At 50.1% G+C, this 17,234-nt stretch carries 19 protein-coding genes; 8 read left to right on the top strand and 11 right to left on the bottom strand.

Translation table 11 applies throughout. The features are described 5' to 3' along the window. Window positions 1-16: 16 nt before the first annotated feature. The 8 genes from ACL2XQ_RS09535 to ACL2XQ_RS09500 all read right to left on the bottom strand — a co-directional run bounded on the left by ACL2XQ_RS09535 (window position 17) and on the right by ACL2XQ_RS09500 (window position 4,645). A complete protein-coding gene (locus ACL2XQ_RS09535; protein WP_187514464.1) occupies window positions 17-370 on the bottom strand; it encodes a DUF3085 domain-containing protein in 354 nt (117 codons plus the stop codon). A 93-nt stretch (window positions 371-463) separates the two neighbouring features. Then, on the bottom strand, window positions 464-796 hold the full coding sequence (locus ACL2XQ_RS09530) for a DUF5983 family protein (protein ID WP_187514465.1): 333 nt from the start codon (window positions 794-796) through the stop codon (window positions 464-466). 1 nt (window position 797) lies between these two features. Next, complete coding sequence (locus ACL2XQ_RS09525) at window positions 798-1,721, bottom strand: DUF1281 domain-containing protein (RefSeq protein WP_187514466.1); 924 nt, start codon at window positions 1,719-1,721, stop codon at window positions 798-800. 99 nt (window positions 1,722-1,820) lie between these two features. Further along, complete coding sequence (locus ACL2XQ_RS09520) at window positions 1,821-2,108, bottom strand: TA system toxin CbtA family protein (RefSeq protein ID WP_047609088.1); 288 nt, start codon at window positions 2,106-2,108, stop codon at window positions 1,821-1,823. A gap of 8 nt (window positions 2,109-2,116) precedes the next feature. Continuing rightward, window positions 2,117-3,118 carry a zincin-like metallopeptidase domain-containing protein gene (locus ACL2XQ_RS09515; protein ID WP_187514467.1) on the bottom strand — a complete coding sequence of 334 codons (1,002 nt, stop codon included), beginning with the start codon at window positions 3,116-3,118 and terminating at the stop codon, window positions 2,117-2,119. 67 nt (window positions 3,119-3,185) lie between these two features. After that, window positions 3,186-3,791 (bottom strand): hypothetical protein, encoded by a 606-nt coding sequence (locus ACL2XQ_RS09510; protein WP_222940669.1) that lies wholly within the window; start codon window positions 3,789-3,791, stop codon window positions 3,186-3,188. 75 nt (window positions 3,792-3,866) lie between these two features. Continuing rightward, window positions 3,867-4,196 (bottom strand): hypothetical protein, encoded by a 330-nt coding sequence (locus ACL2XQ_RS09505; RefSeq protein ID WP_222940670.1) that lies wholly within the window; start codon window positions 4,194-4,196, stop codon window positions 3,867-3,869. Between the two features lie 107 nt (window positions 4,197-4,303). Continuing rightward, on the bottom strand, window positions 4,304-4,645 hold the full coding sequence (locus ACL2XQ_RS09500) for a hypothetical protein (protein WP_187514468.1): 342 nt from the start codon (window positions 4,643-4,645) through the stop codon (window positions 4,304-4,306). A gap of 668 nt (window positions 4,646-5,313) precedes the next feature. Here ACL2XQ_RS09500 and ACL2XQ_RS09495 point away from each other — a divergent pair. Together ACL2XQ_RS09495 and ACL2XQ_RS09490 are read left to right on the top strand one after the other, a co-directional pair. Further along, the gene (locus ACL2XQ_RS09495; protein WP_014683004.1) at window positions 5,314-6,552 is read left to right on the top strand and encodes an IS110 family transposase; all 1,239 of its coding nucleotides are present in this window, start codon (window positions 5,314-5,316) and stop codon (window positions 6,550-6,552) included. A gap of 193 nt (window positions 6,553-6,745) precedes the next feature. Then, entirely contained in the window at window positions 6,746-7,531 is a 786-nt protein-coding gene (locus ACL2XQ_RS09490; RefSeq protein ID WP_187514469.1) for a hypothetical protein, read from the top strand. Between the two features lie 161 nt (window positions 7,532-7,692). Here the strand turns inward: ACL2XQ_RS09490 and ACL2XQ_RS09485 are convergent, their stop codons facing one another. Further along, entirely contained in the window at window positions 7,693-8,445 is a 753-nt protein-coding gene (locus ACL2XQ_RS09485; protein ID WP_187514470.1) for a hypothetical protein, read from the bottom strand. Window positions 8,446-8,871: 426 nt separating this feature from the next. On the opposite strand from ACL2XQ_RS09485, the gene ACL2XQ_RS09480 reads away from it, so the two are divergent. Beyond that, window positions 8,872-9,030: a CBS domain-containing protein gene (locus ACL2XQ_RS09480; protein WP_243839493.1), complete on the top strand. Its 159-nt coding sequence runs from the start codon at window positions 8,872-8,874 to the stop codon at window positions 9,028-9,030. Window positions 9,031-9,223: 193 nt separating this feature from the next. Here the strand turns inward: ACL2XQ_RS09480 and ACL2XQ_RS09475 are convergent, their stop codons facing one another. Beyond that, window positions 9,224-9,973, bottom strand: coding sequence for an IclR family transcriptional regulator (locus ACL2XQ_RS09475; protein ID WP_187514471.1), 750 nt, complete (start codon window positions 9,971-9,973; stop codon window positions 9,224-9,226). Between the two features lie 117 nt (window positions 9,974-10,090). Here ACL2XQ_RS09475 and ACL2XQ_RS09470 point away from each other — a divergent pair, with 117 nt between their 5' ends. After that, window positions 10,091-11,239, top strand: coding sequence for an MFS transporter (locus tag ACL2XQ_RS09470; protein WP_187514472.1), 1,149 nt, complete (start codon window positions 10,091-10,093; stop codon window positions 11,237-11,239). 14 nt (window positions 11,240-11,253) lie between these two features. Here the strand turns inward: ACL2XQ_RS09470 and ACL2XQ_RS09465 are convergent, their stop codons facing one another. Next, window positions 11,254-11,634, bottom strand: a complete 381-nt coding sequence (locus ACL2XQ_RS09465; RefSeq protein WP_133824187.1) for a winged helix-turn-helix transcriptional regulator — start codon at window positions 11,632-11,634, stop codon at window positions 11,254-11,256. A 79-nt stretch (window positions 11,635-11,713) separates the two neighbouring features. Between ACL2XQ_RS09465 and ACL2XQ_RS09460 the strand changes: the two genes are divergently transcribed. From ACL2XQ_RS09460 to ACL2XQ_RS09445, 4 genes are all read left to right on the top strand, one after another. After that, window positions 11,714-12,721, top strand: a complete 1,008-nt coding sequence (locus ACL2XQ_RS09460) for a zinc-dependent alcohol dehydrogenase family protein (protein WP_133824186.1) — start codon at window positions 11,714-11,716, stop codon at window positions 12,719-12,721. 133 nt (window positions 12,722-12,854) lie between these two features. Continuing rightward, window positions 12,855-14,840 carry a CocE/NonD family hydrolase gene (locus tag ACL2XQ_RS09455; RefSeq protein ID WP_133824185.1) on the top strand — a complete coding sequence of 662 codons (1,986 nt, stop codon included), beginning with the start codon at window positions 12,855-12,857 and terminating at the stop codon, window positions 14,838-14,840. 49 nt (window positions 14,841-14,889) lie between these two features. Then, window positions 14,890-15,537, top strand: coding sequence for a TetR/AcrR family transcriptional regulator (locus ACL2XQ_RS09450; RefSeq protein WP_133824184.1), 648 nt, complete (start codon window positions 14,890-14,892; stop codon window positions 15,535-15,537). Window positions 15,538-15,756: 219 nt separating this feature from the next. Then, on the top strand, window positions 15,757-17,223 hold the full coding sequence (locus tag ACL2XQ_RS09445; protein ID WP_208294505.1) for a glycoside hydrolase family 1 protein: 1,467 nt from the start codon (window positions 15,757-15,759) through the stop codon (window positions 17,221-17,223). Window positions 17,224-17,234: the final 11 nt, after the last annotated feature.

Genomic DNA, 17,234 nt, shown 5'->3' with positions numbered 1-17,234 from the left:
CGCTTATGTTATCGAATTATGAATGCTCAATATAACCTGCACGTAATTGCGTTTCGGACACATCAATGAACACGTCACACCCCTTATTAATGACCTCTTCCAGGAAAGTGCCCCAAAAATCGCTTCCAAGAACCTCCCCAAAGTCATCGCCGCCCACTTCGAGATAAGCCTTTTCATACCAGTCTTCGTTTTCAGTTAATCGGGGATCAAAACCCTCGGCATAGGCAATATGCAGTCTGCGGCCTTGTCTGAATGCGCCCTTTTCAGCCATCAGGTAAATGCCTTCATCTTTCACTAAAAGCATGTTCCCTCCTTTTTCCTGCAGCTCTTCCATCACAGGTTTCAGAACGGCATTTTTGAACAACAACATGATTTTCACCTTCATAAATTAAGGGGAAAATCACCCCAGGGGGATGATTTTCCCCTGGGGTTTGGTTAACGAGATATCAGCCTGAACATGGGATTACCAGTCATGGACGGCAAATCCGGCCAGTACCTCACCACAGCAGTCAAAATGAACGAGCGAAACATTAAACCGCTTCGTCAGTACGTAGGTCAGGCGGCGCGCATCTTTTGAAAACCCCCGCTTCTTTAATTCAAGCTGCGGAAAGTTATAGGCACTCAGCCGCACTAAATAGCCGGTACCGGTGAGGTGGATCCACTCGGCATCCCCCCACTCGCAACGCTGATGCCCCAGATGATGAAACAGCTCAGCGTCTTGTTCAGTCAGGTGCGCCGTACTGCACACGACATACTGGTACAGTTCTACAGGTCGCACTTCGTTGATAGTGGCCATGTTAAGCATCCCCTGCCGGCGACACACTTTGCTCCTGCACCGGCAGCGCCTCCGGCGGGAAAGCCATCAACGGAGCCGAAAACGGCCCTGCCCCGTACTTCCCGCTGTCAACGTGGTCTCCGCGGTCATAACAGTCATAACCCAGGACACCGTTGACCGGCTCCTGATACCAGTGGCGGATCTCGCAGTCAAACACGGCCGAGAGTTCCCCTATCAGCTCGCTGGAAGGCGGATACGACGGTGAATCAAACTCCAGGCGCAAACTGTTTATACGATCACGATGCCAGAGAACGTTATGGCCACACGGCCACTCCATCCCGTGGATGCGACTGTACAAACTGCCCGTACTGGACATACCTGCCAGCAGGCGGCTGTTGCCGTTTATTTCCGCCGCAAGCCGGGAAGGAATAATCATCAGCATGTCGCAGTGACAGGCACGCTCAGGTCTTCTCCCCAGTTTCTCCCAACATTCACCACCGTTGATATGGGGTGACCAGGTGGCCACACCAAACCAGTCAACGTACTGCCGGGTCATCAGCTGCGCCATTATCTGACGAGCGCCTATCGGGAGAGCTTCCCACCGGACAGCACCGAGCCCTGACTGCGTCCAGATACGGTCAATTTGTCTGACGGTATCCGGATTAAGTACCGCATCCTTCTGCAGTAATTCCAGCCAGTGCTGGAAAGCCAGGTTGGAGGCGACAGCCGGACCGGTTCCGTGGGAGACCAACTCCGGATAAGGGAGATACTCCACAGTTTTCACCGGTTTAAGCACCCCGCCTGAGCCTGCCAGAAACAGCTGAATGCTCTGTTGTACGGCGTGGCGGTATAGCGGCACCTCATCGCCGGTAACCCACTGCAGCATGACGTCGATAAACACGGAACGGCCGGTAATTTCCAGGCGGTTTTTGCACCATTCAAACATCGTTACTTCTCCTCTTCAGACTATAAAAGAGGGAGCCTCCCCATCGGGGGAGGTCTCCCCCGATGGGTGGTTTACAGGTTAAGTCGGGTCAGCCCCGGATCACGGGTGGCTGATAATCCCGAGTGTGGCACCGGCCTCAAGGCCGGCAATCAGCTCATCGGCCGCGCTCAGATAAGGCGAGCGTGGCAGGTAAGCAGAGTCTTCAAGGTGCGTCAGATGATATTTGTCCACCAGGTCATTAATGGCTTCAAAGGGCTTCACGCCCGCTTTTTGCAACGCTGCCACACAGGCGTCGTCGCATAAATCGGTATCATTCAACGTCAGGCCATAGTGCCTGGCCAGCAGCGCCGATGCGGTGGCCTGCCAGAATTGTGGTGTCTGCATCATTGTCTCCTTCAGGCCACTTTTGAGGCCGTTGATACTGCCTGAGTGTCAGCTGTCAGAGTTAAGAGAAACTCTGACGCTTCCCGCGCCTGCCGGCATGCCCGGAACAGCGCTCTTTTGTCTTCTTTGAGGGCCTTTAGCCAGCCACTGACGTAGCTTTCATGCTGCACCTCACCGTAAACGCCAAGTTCTGCGCAGAGAAAGGCGCTGCCCATCTCGGCAATGAGCTCCTCAAACGCATATACCGGATCCCCGAATTTTCGGGTTGATGAAGTTATTCCCTCCCGGTTTAGCCGTTTTTGATGCCCACTCGCATGCACCAGTTCGTGAAGTAACGTGGACCAGTAATCAGCCTCAGTAAAAAACTGCCCGGAGGTGGGCATCACTATCTGATCCACCACCGGCCGGTAATAGGCACGGTTTTGCTCCAGAAAGTTGACGGCCACGCCGCTCGCATTGAAAATTTCCATCACCCGGTTCATCACCGGTACAGAAACCGTCTCCACTTCTTCTTCAGTCATCAATGTGTCCAGTTCATCGGAAAGCGCTGCCGGCAGACCGTCGCACTGCTGGATGTTAAACAGCTGCAGAGGTCTGAGCATCGTCCGGGACTCCATGACGGGGTTGCCATCTTCGTCAGTAAGTTTGGTGCCCTGCTTATCTTCAGCCTGGACCTCAAACGGTTTGAAAATTACAGCAAGACTGCAGGTCTCTCCCGGGCGGACGTGTCCGCCGGCAAGCTGCGCCTGCCGGAAGGTGAGCCAGCGGTCAGAGCTAAACCCACGCTCCTCCGCCGCCATCCAAAGCAGTGGAATATTTATCCCGCTGTAGGCTTTGCCTGTTGTGGCATTCGCCGGCAGACAGCTGCCGGTTCTCTTTTGCGCAGCACGCCAGGGTTTACGCCAGGGCGCGGTGCCTTTCTCAAGAGTCGCAATGATTTTGTCAGTGACCTGCTGATACAGGTCCGCACGTTCAGTTTTGGATGCCCTGCGGGCAGAGGTATGTTTTTTCATGGGATAAACCTTAAAAAAGGGCGTATCCCGGCCAGTGGCGGAATACGCCACTGGGAGTGGATGAAAATTAATGCGTGAAATAAGGGGTGATAACGTCCCCCGTCGGTGTCACCGAACTGATACGGTCTTTGAGCCGGGAAAACGCGCGAACAAATTGTTCGCGGTCAGCCGGTTTTGCCCGTTTGCAATCTGTCCGGATAACATCATCGAGCACATAAAGTGCCGCCAGACGCCACGCTGCTTTCTCCCGCTGACCTACGCAGGCATGAAAGTGTTTATGCGACTGATCAAACATCCGTTCGATACCGTTTCGGAACTCTGCGACCGGTATAAAGACTTTATCCGGAAGCCGGGTTTCACTTCTTACGGTTGAAATCAGGGGCGTCACAAAGAAGTCATGATGTTCGTTGAGGATCGCTTCCCTCGTGGAGTGACTGATAAAGAAGGTGAAGGAATAGTCGATGCCTGGAAGCAATTCGCTGATCTTTTCTTCCCATCCATCGTCTTGTCGGGGATCGAAACCCTCGGCATAAGCCATGTTCATATACCCGGGTTGTTTTTCATCCTCAGCCCGGATGTAAAAGCCGTAGCCGTTTTCTAACGTGATCGGTTTATTCAGGCCGGACGGGAGAGTTAATACCTTACGCAGAGAAGCGGAAGTAAAACGGAACATGATAAAGACTCCTGTGATTCACAGGAGAGACTTCCCGGGAGGAAGTCTCTCCGGGAAGTAAGGTCAAATAAGGTATTACGCGACGTTTTTAGCACCATCGCTAAAACGATAACGGTACAAAGCCAGATCGCGGGCCATTATTCGGGCCGCTTTCATGGCCTGACGTGCAGATCGCCATTGGCCGCAGGTACCAAAACCCTGCACCTTCCAGTCGCGGGAACTGCACCCCGTACGGCACGCTATCATGGCGATAAACTGCCCCTGGCCGTTTCGAATCACCTCGGGACGGAAACTCAGATGCCCCGTACGGTTAGTAAACCAGTCATTGTCGTTCTGCCCAAGCACAGCAGAACAATGAGCCAGGACATCGGACGCCTTCTGTAAAAATGAAATGATAATTTTCATGGTGTTTCTCCTGCAGTTGAGCGGAGAAATCTTCACCACCAGCGGGGGAAGTTTCCCCGCGTGGGTGGTCAGTTAAATAGTCCCGTCAGGACATGAGTGAAACGCAATTAATAATCGTAAACAGCCTCGACGCCTTTACGGAAACCATAACTCCAGGCGTATGCATCTATAGCGTGACCAAGAAGCACGAGCTCGGTCACATACTTTTGAAAAAGATAATCTGGTATCAGGCCGGACTCGCAGGCCTGGCCGAGATGTTTAGCGATCCAAATTATTTCCCAGGTTCGTGATGGGAAGCCGTCAGCATCGACGTCATCCGCAATACCACAACGCTCAAATGCGCGGATCGTCAGCAATGCCGTTTCAATGTCTGAAACCAGCACGATAAAATCGACAGTTGAACGTGTACACGCATGGATACGCCCGACAGTGATGTCGTATGAAGACATGGTAAAAACCTCGAGGTAAAGGGGTACCCTGCCCGCAGGGAGCAAAGTCCCGGCAGAGTAAAAAATGTGAAAAGCTAGATGGCAAAACGCCGTGAGGTAGAGCGAAAAGAGTAAAACGTGTGAAGTGAGCCTTAACCCGAAGGTCTCTGTTTGCAAAGGTTAACAGATTTAACGTAACCGCCCGAAAGCGCCATCTCTCAGGTCATGATGGCATTGGCATGTGATTACCCGAAGGCGTTCCTCTCAAATCACCGGAACATTGGCAGTTGTCAGAGACAACGTAAGCAAATTAATCGTACACAATCCCCTCATCTCCGGCAATAGCGTCAACGTATAGATTTTCCCACGTCGTACTATAAGCTGTATTAGCTCAGACTTGACCTGATACAACAGGTGCACAGAGCCAAACCTAATCTGAAAGGCCGCTCTGTGCCAGATATAGTCATTCGAACCCTGAGAGTTACACTTTTAAGTGATTCAGGGTATGCGCTTACTGGTTACGAATATTGTGCCAGAATCATGTGGTTTGATGATTGCCGCTTTGCTTTCGAGCCAGTAAGTGCTCCACGTTCGCTAACGAATACTCAGGGCATGCAGACAAACTGCTGACTATATTTCTTTCGAAGAGCGTGGAATGCATACCAATCCCCGGTTAAAAGGAGTTGGTTATGACTGCGATAGATCAGTTTGCTGCTCATGTTGGTCTGGACTGGGCGGATAAAAAGCATGATGTTTGCGTTCAGTTTAAAAACGGCGAACGCACATTCCATGTGATTGAACATACAGCAGAAGCGCTTGATGCCTGGCTCAACGCGTTGCACAAACAGGTGAAAGGCAAAATAGCTATCGCCCTTGAGCTGAAGAAGGGCCCCGTGGTGTATGCTCTTCAGAAATATCCGTTTATCACTGTTTTCCCTGTCCACGCTTTGTCCCTGGCTCGTTACCGGCAAGCCTTCTCGCCCAGCGGCGCTAAAGATGACCCGCAGGATGCCGAGCTGGCATTAGAGTTAATGCTGCGTTATCCCCAAAAGATAAAAGCCATTGAACCCGACAATGCGGATATCCGGTTACTCCAGCAACTGGTTGAGCAGCGTCGTCAGTTGGTTGAAGATAAACGCCGCTTTGTGAACCGGATAATCAACACGCTTAAACAGTATTACCCTCAGCCCCTGGAGTGGTTCTCACATAGGGGTAGCTTACTGTTGTGTGAACTGATTATGCGGTGGCCCAGTCTGCAACAACTGAAACGCGCCAGGCGCGACACGATCCGCAACTTTCTGAATGCCAAAGGTGGCCGCGCAATAGCCCTTACCGAGCAACGTGTTGCGAGTATTGATAACGCGATCCCATTGACGACAGACCCGAGTGTTATAGAGGCTAATGCTTTGATGGCAACAGCACTGGCGACACAAATTAAAGTCGTGAGTGAAATCATCAAAACCTATGACGAACGAATCGAAACGCTGTTTGACACATTGCCAGATGCGGGGCTGTTCAAATCACTTCCGGGCATGGGGCCGTGTATGGGCCCACGTATGCTTGCTGCACTTGGTGATAACCGAGACCGGTTTAACAGCGCTGAAGAAATTCAAAACTACGCAGGTATTGCACCGGTGACAGAACGAAGTGGCCAGAAATCCTGGGTTCACTGGCGATGGCAATGTGCGAAGTTCGTCAGGCAGACCTTTGTTGAATGGGCTGCCAAGACGGTTAACTCATCATACTGGGCCAAATTGTATTATCAGGGGCAGCGAGAAAAGGGAAAATCTCATCAATCCGCGATCCGGGCTCTGGCATTCAAATGGCTAAGGATCATTTACCGCTGCTGGAAGACCAGAACCCGCTATGACGAAGCGAAATATTTGCTGGCACTGGAAGAGCGAAAATCGCCCTTACTGATGCCGTAAAAAACTTGTCGAATGTCTCAGGGCGTGAAGCGGACCTTGCAGCATTGAGTTTCAGTTTTGAAAAGTATATCTTTCGATTTAGTTCACTTAGAATGATCGTGTTAAAGTTATCGGCTATGTGAGCTTATTAAATATAATAAACGAAAAATAATTTTTGTATTACATTCAGAATATAAAAATAGGGGTTTGAGTTATGTACGATTATAGTTTTTTACTTACTCCACATACAGGATTTGTTAAAGGGTTGTGTGGTGTTTGGTCGAATGATTTCTCTATAAATGATGATTCTGACTCTGATTTAGGACAAACAGATGTTCATATACTTTCATCTCCTCATTTGAATATCATATCCGACCCAAATGAATTGGCTTCAAAGTTAAAAGGTTTGTTGATGCTCATGAACGGCGCACTTAGCGTTCTTCATGGTTTTGAAAGATATAAATCTTATGGTCCTCTTTCTATTTCTGGAAGTGATGGTATTAATTACTCGGAAATCTGCGGCTTTAAATCAATGAATGTAACTCAGATAAACCCTTTTGATTTCCATGGCATACAGAAACCACACCCTCGCGCTGATAATTTTTCACGATTAATTAACTTATCATCTAAATATGAATCCTTACGTGTTGTTTTAGGTATGTGTGCCTTAGGTGATGATTGGGTTAATCTTTATCGTTTGTGGGAAACAATTAGAGAATATGTATATGATAAATATGTGAAAGGTGTGCTTAATATTTCTGGCGCTAATAAAAGTAAGAAATATCAGAGAGATAAAATAATTAGCATGGCTTTTAATATTGATGAAAAGGAAATCAGCAGATTCACGGGCACTGCTAATAGCTTTGAACTGTTAGGATATCTTGCGAGACATGGGAAAGGAAGCCCTGGAGGAATGTTAAACAATCCAATGTCAAGAGTTGACGCAAGCATTTTCGTACACAATGCAACATACAGATTTTGTAAGTTATTTTTGATGTAAGTAAAAAGTTAAAGCTACCATACTCAAAATATCGCAAACTGCGTTCGTCGTGCACTCGAAAACGATACCCGCATTGTGCCTATAGTAATTACTCAAGGTCTGAGAACAATGGCGAAACTCATCTTTTTCAGGCTTCGCCCGCTGAAGTTATGCGTTAAAATTCATTCAGGAATAATAGAATGCAATTCGTGACTCACCGGGATTTCATAGTGTTTCAATAATTCTCCGATGTTAATTCCTACTACCTTACGAACTGCGCCGAGGGAGAAGTTAAGCTCATCAATGTCCGGCCAATCTGGAGTTGAATTCATATAGTGTCGGCACGCACGGACAATTGACTCGACGATCAACGATAGCGGAGACTCGGGTGCAATCTCAGAGCGAATCGCCGTAAGAGAGAGTCTGAGCTCCTTCAAAGAATCCAAGACTCGGGCTGGATCCTCTTGAGCATATGGCATGTAGAGAGAACTCTTATCTTCCAATAAATGGATCACACGCAGAGCAATTTTCTCGTCTGGGCGATGCGATAGAAATTGAAACATTAGCCTCTTTCCTCCCTCCAAGCACTCCTTCATTAGTGATTCGTGGTCACGTTTCCATTTTCGCAAATGCTCGGCGGGGTAGCCCATACCGCCATTCTTATCGACTAAATCAGCACAAGCTCCGCACAACCATATAGCATTTTTTATGCTCTTCCGCTCTGTTTCTGACTGAGACATGTCATAGCGCGGTCCGCCAGGGCTCGCCGCGCAGATATGCGCCGCCTCACCCGTCTTGATAGAAAGATTTTCCGCCGATTGATCCGGGCCGATTGTTACCCTATGACAAGAGGGATTGCTACAAATATATGCAGAGCGCTCTGCTACCTTGCCTACAACGCTTGAAGGAAAGTTGTGCCTATTTGTCTTGGTCATAAAAGTTGTGCTTCTTTGTTTTTTTCATATAAGTGGGGAGAATAAATTCTAACTTTTTATATCTGATCCTAGACCTGACCAGCAACCTATTGATCAATAAACCAAGATATTAGCCAAAAAATCATCATATTTGAGACCAAGCCCAACTTCCGCTCCTCGCTCAAAGCTGCCTGTCATAACTGCTTAAAAAACAGGCTTAACGTAGGATGTTTTCCGTTTTCCAGCGGCCCCCTATACAGCGTTTTCAGGGGATTTGGTCTTAATCGGATAACCTAAATGCGTTACAGCAAGAGCGATAGCCACTGACGCTAAATCAATCTCTTACGTATCTGGATTGCTTAAATAATGTGCTTGACGTACAAAAATTTCCGATCTCCAAACTGACCCCTTAAAGGCGGCACGCTCAGCGCGCCGGTGCAGGATGCGATGACCTCGCCTGGTTTTGCCCTCTCAGCGGGTCAGCATGCAGCCGAAGCGTTGGCTTTTTTCCAGGAGCGGAAGATATCCGCAGCACCCGTGACATCTGATGCCGGACAGGTTATCGGTGCCATTAACGCGCATGATATTCGCGAAGCCGGGATCTGATCTCTTTGCTGATTCTTACAGAGATTAAAAAAGTAATGAGTGCGGAATCGAAAACCAAAGCTACTCATCAGCTCAATGATTTCAAAGTCGATTTATCAGTCGGCGACTTTGAAATGATGACGCATTTGATACGTGTTTAGCCTAGCGGCTATGTGTCAGAAGCGGACGTTACGGACACTCTTATATAAAATAATCAGCCTGAAATCATAGCTTCAATTTCCGCTTTGCATTTCATCAGAGATACGATGAGAAACTCCTTTTTTTCCTCAAACCGCAGGGACGGAACGGCAACGGAGACAGCATACAACTCGCTCAGGGAAGACTGTATATGAACGCTGAGGCCGCATACACCCTGCGCATGTTCTTGATAATCTACCGCATGTCCCGCCTTTCGCACTTTGGCGACTTCAGCAAGAATATCTTCCACGCTGCTTAATGATTTTTGCGTCCTGATTTCAGGCGTATGGCTATAAAACGATACTATCTGCTCGTCTTCCAGACGGGCAAGCAGCGCTTTTCCTGGAGCGGTACAGTGGCTAGGGAAAGCGGTTCCAACCGGTGAAATGACACGCAACTCCTGATCGGAAGCATACTGACTGATGAGCAGCGCATGGGCACCACGCATAACGCTGAGATCGACGGTTTCCCGCGTCCGGCGTCCCAGCATTTCCATAGGCGTACGCGCCAGAGCAACCACATCCGTATGCGCTGAAGCCGCAAGTCTTGTCAGCGCAGGACCCAGCCGGATAAAACCTGCCGCACTCAGTAAAAGTTCTTCAGCCTCCAGTGAACTGACCAGCCGGTGTACCGTCGTACGCGGCATTCCGGTATAACGCGACAAAGCGGCGATCGTCAGCCCGCGAGGATGTTCTTCAAGCGTCCGCAGCAGCAGAGCTGCCCGAACGATAACACTTGTACCCGAATCAGCAGATTTGGCCGGCATGGAGACTCCTTACTTTCAACTTACATTTTGCGCATTGACATCATCGGATAGAAGTCAGAATACTATATCCGAATGGCGGACGCTATCGTCCGAATATCGGTCATTATGGAGCAATTTATGTTACAGATAAATAAAATTGGGGGGGTTACGCTTCTGGCCGTGGCCTGCCTGACAATTATGGTGGGATGCGTAATCGTGCCGGGACTGACCAGTATTTCTGATGCACTGAACGTGAAAGGTGCAGAGAGCTGGCTTGTTACCCTACCGTCTCTGGGAGTGGTGCTGCTTGGACCGCTTGCCGGTAAATTCATCGAGCGGGCGGGGCTTTACAGGGCACTGTGCCTCGGGCTTTTCCTGTACGGCTTGTTAGGTTCAGCCGGTGCATTTCTTTCCGGTTACATTACAGTCTTTGCCGATCGCTTCCTGCTGGGAGGGGCGACGGCGCTGATCATGACTGCAGGAACGGGTCTGATTTCAGTATTTTATAATGGGCCAGAACGTATGAAGATGATTGCGCGGCAGGGTATGTCGATTGAGCTGGGCGGCGTCATATTCCTGTTTATCGGCGGGTTACTTGCCGCTGCAGGGTGGCGCTGGCCGTTCGCGCTCTATTTATTTGCCTGGCTGATGCTGCTGATGGTACTGATGTTTGTTCCGCGACCTGACAACAGAGCGGAGTCTGAACAGATTAAAACGGATGTCAGCCAGGGTACCACTTCACCAGCCGTTCTGATGACCTGGGCAGCCGCGCTGATGTCCATGATTGTCTTCTTTACCGCCATTGTTGTCTTACCCCTGCACCTGCATAAAATGGGAAACACCGAGTCTCAGACGGGATATTTTCTCTCATTTGTTTCTCTGGTTGCCGTCTGTGGGGCCTGGCTGATGCCGAAGCTGGTAAGCCGTTACAGTGATTTTTCAACCTTATCCATTGCTTTCGGCTTTTACGCGCTTGCTCATCTGATCTTTGCTTTTGCGTCTTCCATGCCTTTCCTGATCCCCGGGGGAATCGCACTGGGACTGGGATTCGGTTTTTCCGTTCCCCTGGTAAATCACCTTATTGTCGAGCTCAGCAGTAACGCTGTGCGTGGAAGAAATCTGGCACGGCTATCAATGGCTATCTTTCTTGGGCAGTTTTTGTCCGCGTTCATGGCTTATCTTCCGGGTACCACTTCAACCGTATTTTTATCCGCTGCGGTAATCGGTGCGTTATTTTCATTGTTTATAAAATTTCGCGCGCCGGCCAGAGTCGCATCCAATACATAATTCACCGTCCGGCTTCATGTGCCGTCAATGTGGTTACTGATCCAGTCGGTCAGCCTTTCAATATGTGCCGCCGCCTCACGTCCCGGAGCGGTGAGCGCATATTCAGTATGAGGCGGTAAAACGGGATAAACCTTTCTGTGGACCAGGGACGCGCTTTCGAGTTCCTGCAGCGTTTTTATCAACATTCTGTCGGTAATTCCGCCCATTTTACGTTTCAGCTCTCCAAAACGATGAGTACCATCCATGAGGGTTATCAGCGTCAGGGTTCCCCACCGGCTTGTCAGGTGACTGAGCAGCCTTCTGGAAGGACACGTCGCATCAAATGTTTCTCCGTTGCGTAACCGGGTCGCCAGCACATTTTTTTTTACATTAGCAGGTTCAGAGAATACAGACATTTTTGTAGGTACTTATCCTGGACGTTAAAGAGGGCTAAAGTCATAGTTTACTCTATCGGATACGGGGAAAACCTTCACGATGAAAGCTGTACTCCTTGGCAATGAAGCGGGCGTAGATAATATCGCCTTTACAGACGTTACCGATCCGGGCCAGCCAGGCAAAGGTGAAATACGCGTCCGCATTCATAATGTCTCGCTTAACTTTCACGATTACAACGTCGCTGCGGGTACCCTGCCCGCGCAGGCGGGTCGTATCCTAATGTCTGACGGCGCTGGAACCGTCGAAAGCGTCGGAGAAGGCGTCACAGATTTTCAACCCGGGGATGCGGTGGTATCAACATTTTTTCCGGACTGGGACAAAGGAGAGTGCCCACTCGCCGGTTTCAGCCGAACGCCCGGAGACGGCATTGATGGATATGCCACGGAATACGTTGTCCGTCCCGCCCGTTTCTTCACGCATTCCCCCGCAGGATGGACGCATGCCGAGGCGTCAACGCTCCCTACCGCAGCACTGACGGCCTGGCGGGCTTTGATTACCGAAGGCGATCTGCGCCCGGGGGAAGATGTTCTTATCCTGGGCACCGGGGGCGTATCCGTTTTTGCCCTGCAGCTGGCAAAAATGACCGGAGCCCGGGTCTGGGGCACGTCTTCCTCTGAAGAAAAAATGGCCTGGCTGCGTGATCAGGGTGTTGCCGGTGTAGTTAATTATCGTAAAGAGCCGCATTGGGGTAAAAAAATCTTCGAGCTCACCGGTGGACGGGGGGTTGATCATGTAATTGAAATTGGCGGCCCCGGCACGCTGGCTCAGTCAATTGCCGCAGCGCGCATAGGCGGCCGGATTACGCTTATTGGCGTATTTACCGGCATTGCCGGAGAAGTCCCTACGGCGGCAATAATGGGCAAGCAGCTAACCGTCCGGGGCATCACCGTTGGAAGCCGTGAGCATCAGAAAGAGATGATCCGCGCTTTTGAAGCCTCTGATGTACGTCCCGTTATTGATAAAGTTTTGCCGCTCGGGGAGCTGCAGGACGCATTCCGGCATCAGCTTGCCGGTAAGCATACGGGTAAAATTGTCATAGAGATTTAACAAGTCAGGCCAGCGGAAGCTGGCTTTTTTTGCACAAAATGCGGCATGGATCGTGGTCCGGCAACAAGCAGATTGACTTGTAAACGATCCGCTTTAGAATTAAATCATCAATTGATGATTTAAAGAGGGTGTGATGAATAAAGTGAAACCAGCTGGCCCGGAAGTTTCACGACGCTCGCTACTGGCGGGTGCAGTGGGAATGGCCGTTACACATATGATGATGCCGCGACTGGCATTTGCTCAGAGCGGCAGTACAAACGGGAATCGTATCGTGCAAAATACAAAAATTTATGGCGACAGCGCTTATTCTGTCTGGTATCGGCGTCCGCTGCCTCTTAATGCTCCCCGCGCTCGCTATCCCGGATTTTCTCCCGGCACGACTCTGCTAAAAAAAGGGACCATCCGGCGTGAGGGGGCAAAACCACTGCCCTGTGACATCATTTTTGAGCGGGACGTTGCGCTTAAAATGCGTGACGGTACAACCATTTATACGGATGTGTTCCGCCCGGTAGCGGAAGGGAAATACCCGGCCCTGGTAGCATGGAGTCCCTATGGAAAAGAGATAGGCGGTCAGTGGCTGGATGATATACACGAGCGCTCCGGCGTGCCGCTGGAGTGGGTCTCAGAACTTCAGAAGTTTGAAGGCCCCGATCCGGCTTTCTGGGTCAACGAAGGCTACGTTATTCTGAATCCAGATCCACGTGGGGCTTATAAATCTGAAGGTCATATCTCTTACTGGGGACGGCAGCTGGCTGAAGACGGTTATGATTTTATTGAATGGGCCGCGCAGCAGTCCTGGTCAAGTGGAAAAGTGGGGATGGCAGGAAACTCCTGGCTTGCCGTCTCGCAGTGGTTTATTGCAGCCGAGCAGCCTCCTCATCTCACGGCTATCGCGCCCTGGGAAGGGTTTGTCGATCATTTCAGAGAGACGGGCAATCGTGGAGGAATACCTGCGCCAGCATTTCCTGAAGTCATACTGAAATCTTTCGCCGGTGAGAACCTTGTCGAAGATCAGCCCCGGATGATAGTGGAAAAACAGCTGATGGATGCCTACTGGGAAGACAAAAAGGCAAGGCTTGAGCGTATCAGCATCCCGGCGTACGTTGTCGCAAGCTATACCAATCACGCTCATACCCACGGATCGTTTGCCGGTTACCGTCAGATAGCTTCAGAAGAAAAATGGCTGCGGGTTAATAACACAAACGAATGGCTGGATTTTTATACGCCCGCCTATTCGCAGGAGCTTCTGGCATTTTTTGACCATTATCTCAAGGGCCATAACAATGGCTGGGAAAACACCCCTCGCGTGCGTATCTGCGTCCTGGATGACGGCGGTACAGATATTGTTGACCGGACTGAAGACAGCTGGCCACTGCCCCATACTCATCTGAAAAAAATGTTTATTACTTCCGGCGCGCAGCTCAGCCCTCTGGGTCAGAACATACCGGCGTCTCTGTCCTATGACGTTTCCGGTGAAGGGAAAACGGAGCTTCACTTTACCTTCACGCAGGATACAGAGCTCACAGGCTACATGAAACTGAAGCTCTGGGTTGAAGCCCAGGGGGCTGATGATATGGAGCTTGAGGTTGGCGTTGAGAAACGAAGTAAAGACGGAAAACCGTTTGAACGTCTGCTGGGAGAAGGCGTGAAAGGTCCGGTGGTCGCATCCGGTCTACTGAGGGTTTCCCAGCGCGCGCTTGATCCCAAGCTGTCAACTGAAACAGAGCCATTCCACACGCACACCCGTGAAGAGAAGCTGCACGCTGGGGAGATTGTACCTGTGGAAATAGGTATCTGGCCGATGAGCATGCTTTATCATGCAGGTGAAAAACTGGTGCTGACCATTGCCGCACACCGCCCAATACCCACAAGTATTGACATGGGGTTTGGCTCTGCCGTCATTGAACTGCCAGCTTCCGGAGGAACCTTTATGCCAGGTGAGAAAATTAAACGTATTTCCCTCGGCGGTCCGGCGTCAACGCTTCTGCCATTTGTCAGTGAACAGCAGGTAGCTACCCCGGTGAGCCGGAATGCAGGCCGGCATATCATTCATTTTGGTGGAAAATATGACAGTTACCTTCAGATCCCGGTTGTGAGTAAAATGGGCATGGTATTTTGATCAGTAAAAAGCACCGGCCTGGTCCGGTGCTTATCAAAAACGGAATCACATGAGCTCACAAGAAAGCAGACCTTCAGTACGGGGTCGCCGCCCCGGCGGGGCAGTATCAGGGCGGGATGCGCTTCTTCCCGTAGCTACACGTTTTTTTTCACAAAATGGTTATGACGGTACATCTTTACGAAAAATCGCAGCTGAAGCCGGTGTGGATATGGCTCTGGTGGCGCGCCTTTTCGGTTCAAAATCCGATCTCTGGAATGCGGTTCTTGAACATCTGCTGGATAAGCAACGGCATCATCTTGAAGAAATCAGTGCAATTGAACACTCGTTCAGTATCAATCCAGCTGAAGGGTTTCGCCGGTTTATCCGCCACCTGACCGCTATCAGCGTGGAAATTCCAGAGTTTCCCTCGCTGCTGCTGAACGAGGCGGCGAGGGGCGACGAACGGCTTGAATACCTTCTCCTGCATCTGGTTACGCCGTTTCGTGACAGCTGTCTGCCCGTCATCAGACTGGCGATGGAGAAAGGCATCATCAGAAGTAATCAACCCTCGCTGACTTTTGCATTAATGATTTCAGCAATTTCGTTGCCTTTGATCACTCCAGGTCTGATCGATCCGGATGCCCCTCAATCCACCTCTCTTTCCTCTGATATTGCTGATGAGGCTATACGTCTGTTCGTTGTCTCTGAACATTCCTGAACCACTGACCTGTCGCATAAGTGCGCCATGCTTTTAGCAGGTGGCGTCTCAAAGAGACCGGCGATGTATGCAGGCAAACCCGTAAAAAAGAAAACGCTCACGCAATATATCATCTGTTGATGATATATTGCTGCTATACATGATGCCCGTCCCGGTTTTACCCGTCGGGACATCATAAAATTTTTCGTTAGCCTGATTATGTCAAAAGAGGAGTAAGCGATGAAAAACGGAATGCTGGCGTTAGGTATGACTGCAGTGATGAACATGGCCACTGCAGCTGACGTTCCTGATAATTTTCTGTGGGGGGCAGCTTCTGCTGCCTATCAGGTTGAGGGAGCAACAAATAAAGACGGTAAAGGCCGGTCTGTATGGGATTACTATCTTGATGAGAAGCACCTGGCCGGCCCCGGCATATCGGGGAGCGTTGCTATAAACTTTTACGACCGTGATCAGTACCTAAAAGATATCCAGCTGTTTAAAGAGCTCGGCCTGAACAGCTACCGCTTCTCTATCGCCTGGACACGTATTATCCCGGACGGGCAGGGGCCCGTAAATCTGAGTGCGGTTGCGCACTATCGGCAGTTCATTACCGACTTAGAGGCTGCTGGAATAAAGCCTCTGGTAACTCTGTATCACTGGGATATGCCTGAGTCGCTGTCTGCTGCGGGAGGATGGGAAAACCGGGAGTCGGTGGAATGGTTTCAACGTTATGCTGAGGTTATCTTTGCTAACTTCTCCGATCAGGTTGACCAGTTTGTACTGATTAATGAACCAACCGTTGAAGTTGCAACAAAAATCATGGCCGAGAAGCGGCTGAAAGGTGAGGAGCTTACACTCCCTCCTATTGTTCCTGCTGGTCCCTATCTCGAAACTTCCCTGAAGTCCTATAACCATATTCTGCTGGCCTCCGCAGCAGCAGCGGAGAGTTTTAAAGTAAAAGGCTACAAAGGCCGGCTGGGAATTGCTCTGCCATTTTTCCCGGTACTGACGACAGAGAACGCATCGGATGAAGACAAAGCTGATGCCAGACTTGTTGACGGCATTCTTAATCGCTGGTTCCTTGATGCCATGTACAAAGGAAGCTATCCGGCCGATGTACTCAAGCTGGCAGCAGACCGACACCTGAATATTGACGTCCAGCCCGGAGATGCAGAACGCATTCATGATGCGGGCTTGGGTTTTCTGGGCATTAATTACTATGCACCTTTCTTTATTCGCCATCAGAAAAATGCTTCAGAAGTCTATTCGCCCGAAATAATCTTCCCGAAAAATGAAAAGCTCGCCTTCAATGGCGCAGTAAGACCCGATCAGTTTTCCGCCCTGCTTGAGCGCGTGCGTGATGAGTACGGCAATCCACCGGTCATCATTACAGAAAATGGTGCAGGGTTTGAGGGTGAAGATCAGTTGACGAATGGAAAAGTGAACGATGTAAACCGCTGCCTGTATCTGGTAGACCACATCCATGCAATGAAGGAGTCGATTGCAAGGGGGGCTAATGTACAGGGTTATCACGTCTGGTCCAGTCATGACAATCTGGAATGGTTGAGTGGCTATAAAAGCCGCTTTGGCATGATATACGTGGACTATGATACCCAGAAGCGTACACCAAAACTCAGTGCGGAAATCTATGGAAAAATCATCCGCGGTGAAAATATCCGCGATGCTGACTGTAAAGCGGCAAACTAACTTCTGAATCG

This window comes from Sodalis sp. RH14 (assembly GCF_047324285.1).
Lineage (GTDB): Bacteria > Pseudomonadota > Gammaproteobacteria > Enterobacterales > Enterobacteriaceae > Acerihabitans.
The sequence above is the reverse complement of the archived record's forward strand: the minus strand, read 5'-3'. Positions and strand labels throughout refer to the sequence as shown.

Excerpts from the sequence above, each read along its gene's own strand:
- ACL2XQ_RS09530 (WP_187514465.1), bottom strand. The coding sequence starts at position 796 with ATGGCCACTATCAACGAAGTGCGACCTGTAGAACTGTACCAGTATGTC.
- ACL2XQ_RS09445 (WP_208294505.1), top strand. The coding sequence starts at position 15,757 with ATGAAAAACGGAATGCTGGCGTTAGGTATGACTGCAGTGATGAACATG.
- ACL2XQ_RS09525 (WP_187514466.1), bottom strand. The coding sequence starts at position 1,721 with ATGTTTGAATGGTGCAAAAACCGCCTGGAAATTACCGGCCGTTCCGTG.
- ACL2XQ_RS09520 (WP_047609088.1), bottom strand. The coding sequence starts at position 2,108 with ATGATGCAGACACCACAATTCTGGCAGGCCACCGCATCGGCGCTGCTG.
- ACL2XQ_RS09455 (WP_133824185.1), top strand. The coding sequence starts at position 12,855 with ATGAATAAAGTGAAACCAGCTGGCCCGGAAGTTTCACGACGCTCGCTA.
- ACL2XQ_RS09505 (WP_222940670.1), bottom strand. The coding sequence starts at position 4,196 with ATGAAAATTATCATTTCATTTTTACAGAAGGCGTCCGATGTCCTGGCT.
- ACL2XQ_RS09450 (WP_133824184.1), top strand. The coding sequence starts at position 14,890 with ATGAGCTCACAAGAAAGCAGACCTTCAGTACGGGGTCGCCGCCCCGGC.
- ACL2XQ_RS09475 (WP_187514471.1), bottom strand. The coding sequence starts at position 9,973 with ATGCCGGCCAAATCTGCTGATTCGGGTACAAGTGTTATCGTTCGGGCA.
- ACL2XQ_RS09535 (WP_187514464.1), bottom strand. The coding sequence starts at position 370 with ATGTTGTTGTTCAAAAATGCCGTTCTGAAACCTGTGATGGAAGAGCTG.
- ACL2XQ_RS09490 (WP_187514469.1), top strand. The coding sequence starts at position 6,746 with ATGTACGATTATAGTTTTTTACTTACTCCACATACAGGATTTGTTAAA.
- ACL2XQ_RS09465 (WP_133824187.1), bottom strand. The coding sequence starts at position 11,634 with ATGTCTGTATTCTCTGAACCTGCTAATGTAAAAAAAAATGTGCTGGCG.
- ACL2XQ_RS09510 (WP_222940669.1), bottom strand. The coding sequence starts at position 3,791 with ATGTTCCGTTTTACTTCCGCTTCTCTGCGTAAGGTATTAACTCTCCCG.
- ACL2XQ_RS09495 (WP_014683004.1), top strand. The coding sequence starts at position 5,314 with ATGACTGCGATAGATCAGTTTGCTGCTCATGTTGGTCTGGACTGGGCG.
- ACL2XQ_RS09485 (WP_187514470.1), bottom strand. The coding sequence starts at position 8,445 with ATGACCAAGACAAATAGGCACAACTTTCCTTCAAGCGTTGTAGGCAAG.
- ACL2XQ_RS09470 (WP_187514472.1), top strand. The coding sequence starts at position 10,091 with ATGTTACAGATAAATAAAATTGGGGGGGTTACGCTTCTGGCCGTGGCC.
- ACL2XQ_RS09500 (WP_187514468.1), bottom strand. The coding sequence starts at position 4,645 with ATGTCTTCATACGACATCACTGTCGGGCGTATCCATGCGTGTACACGT.
- ACL2XQ_RS09480 (WP_243839493.1), top strand. The coding sequence starts at position 8,872 with ATGACCTCGCCTGGTTTTGCCCTCTCAGCGGGTCAGCATGCAGCCGAA.
- ACL2XQ_RS09515 (WP_187514467.1), bottom strand. The coding sequence starts at position 3,118 with ATGAAAAAACATACCTCTGCCCGCAGGGCATCCAAAACTGAACGTGCG.
- ACL2XQ_RS09460 (WP_133824186.1), top strand. The coding sequence starts at position 11,714 with ATGAAAGCTGTACTCCTTGGCAATGAAGCGGGCGTAGATAATATCGCC.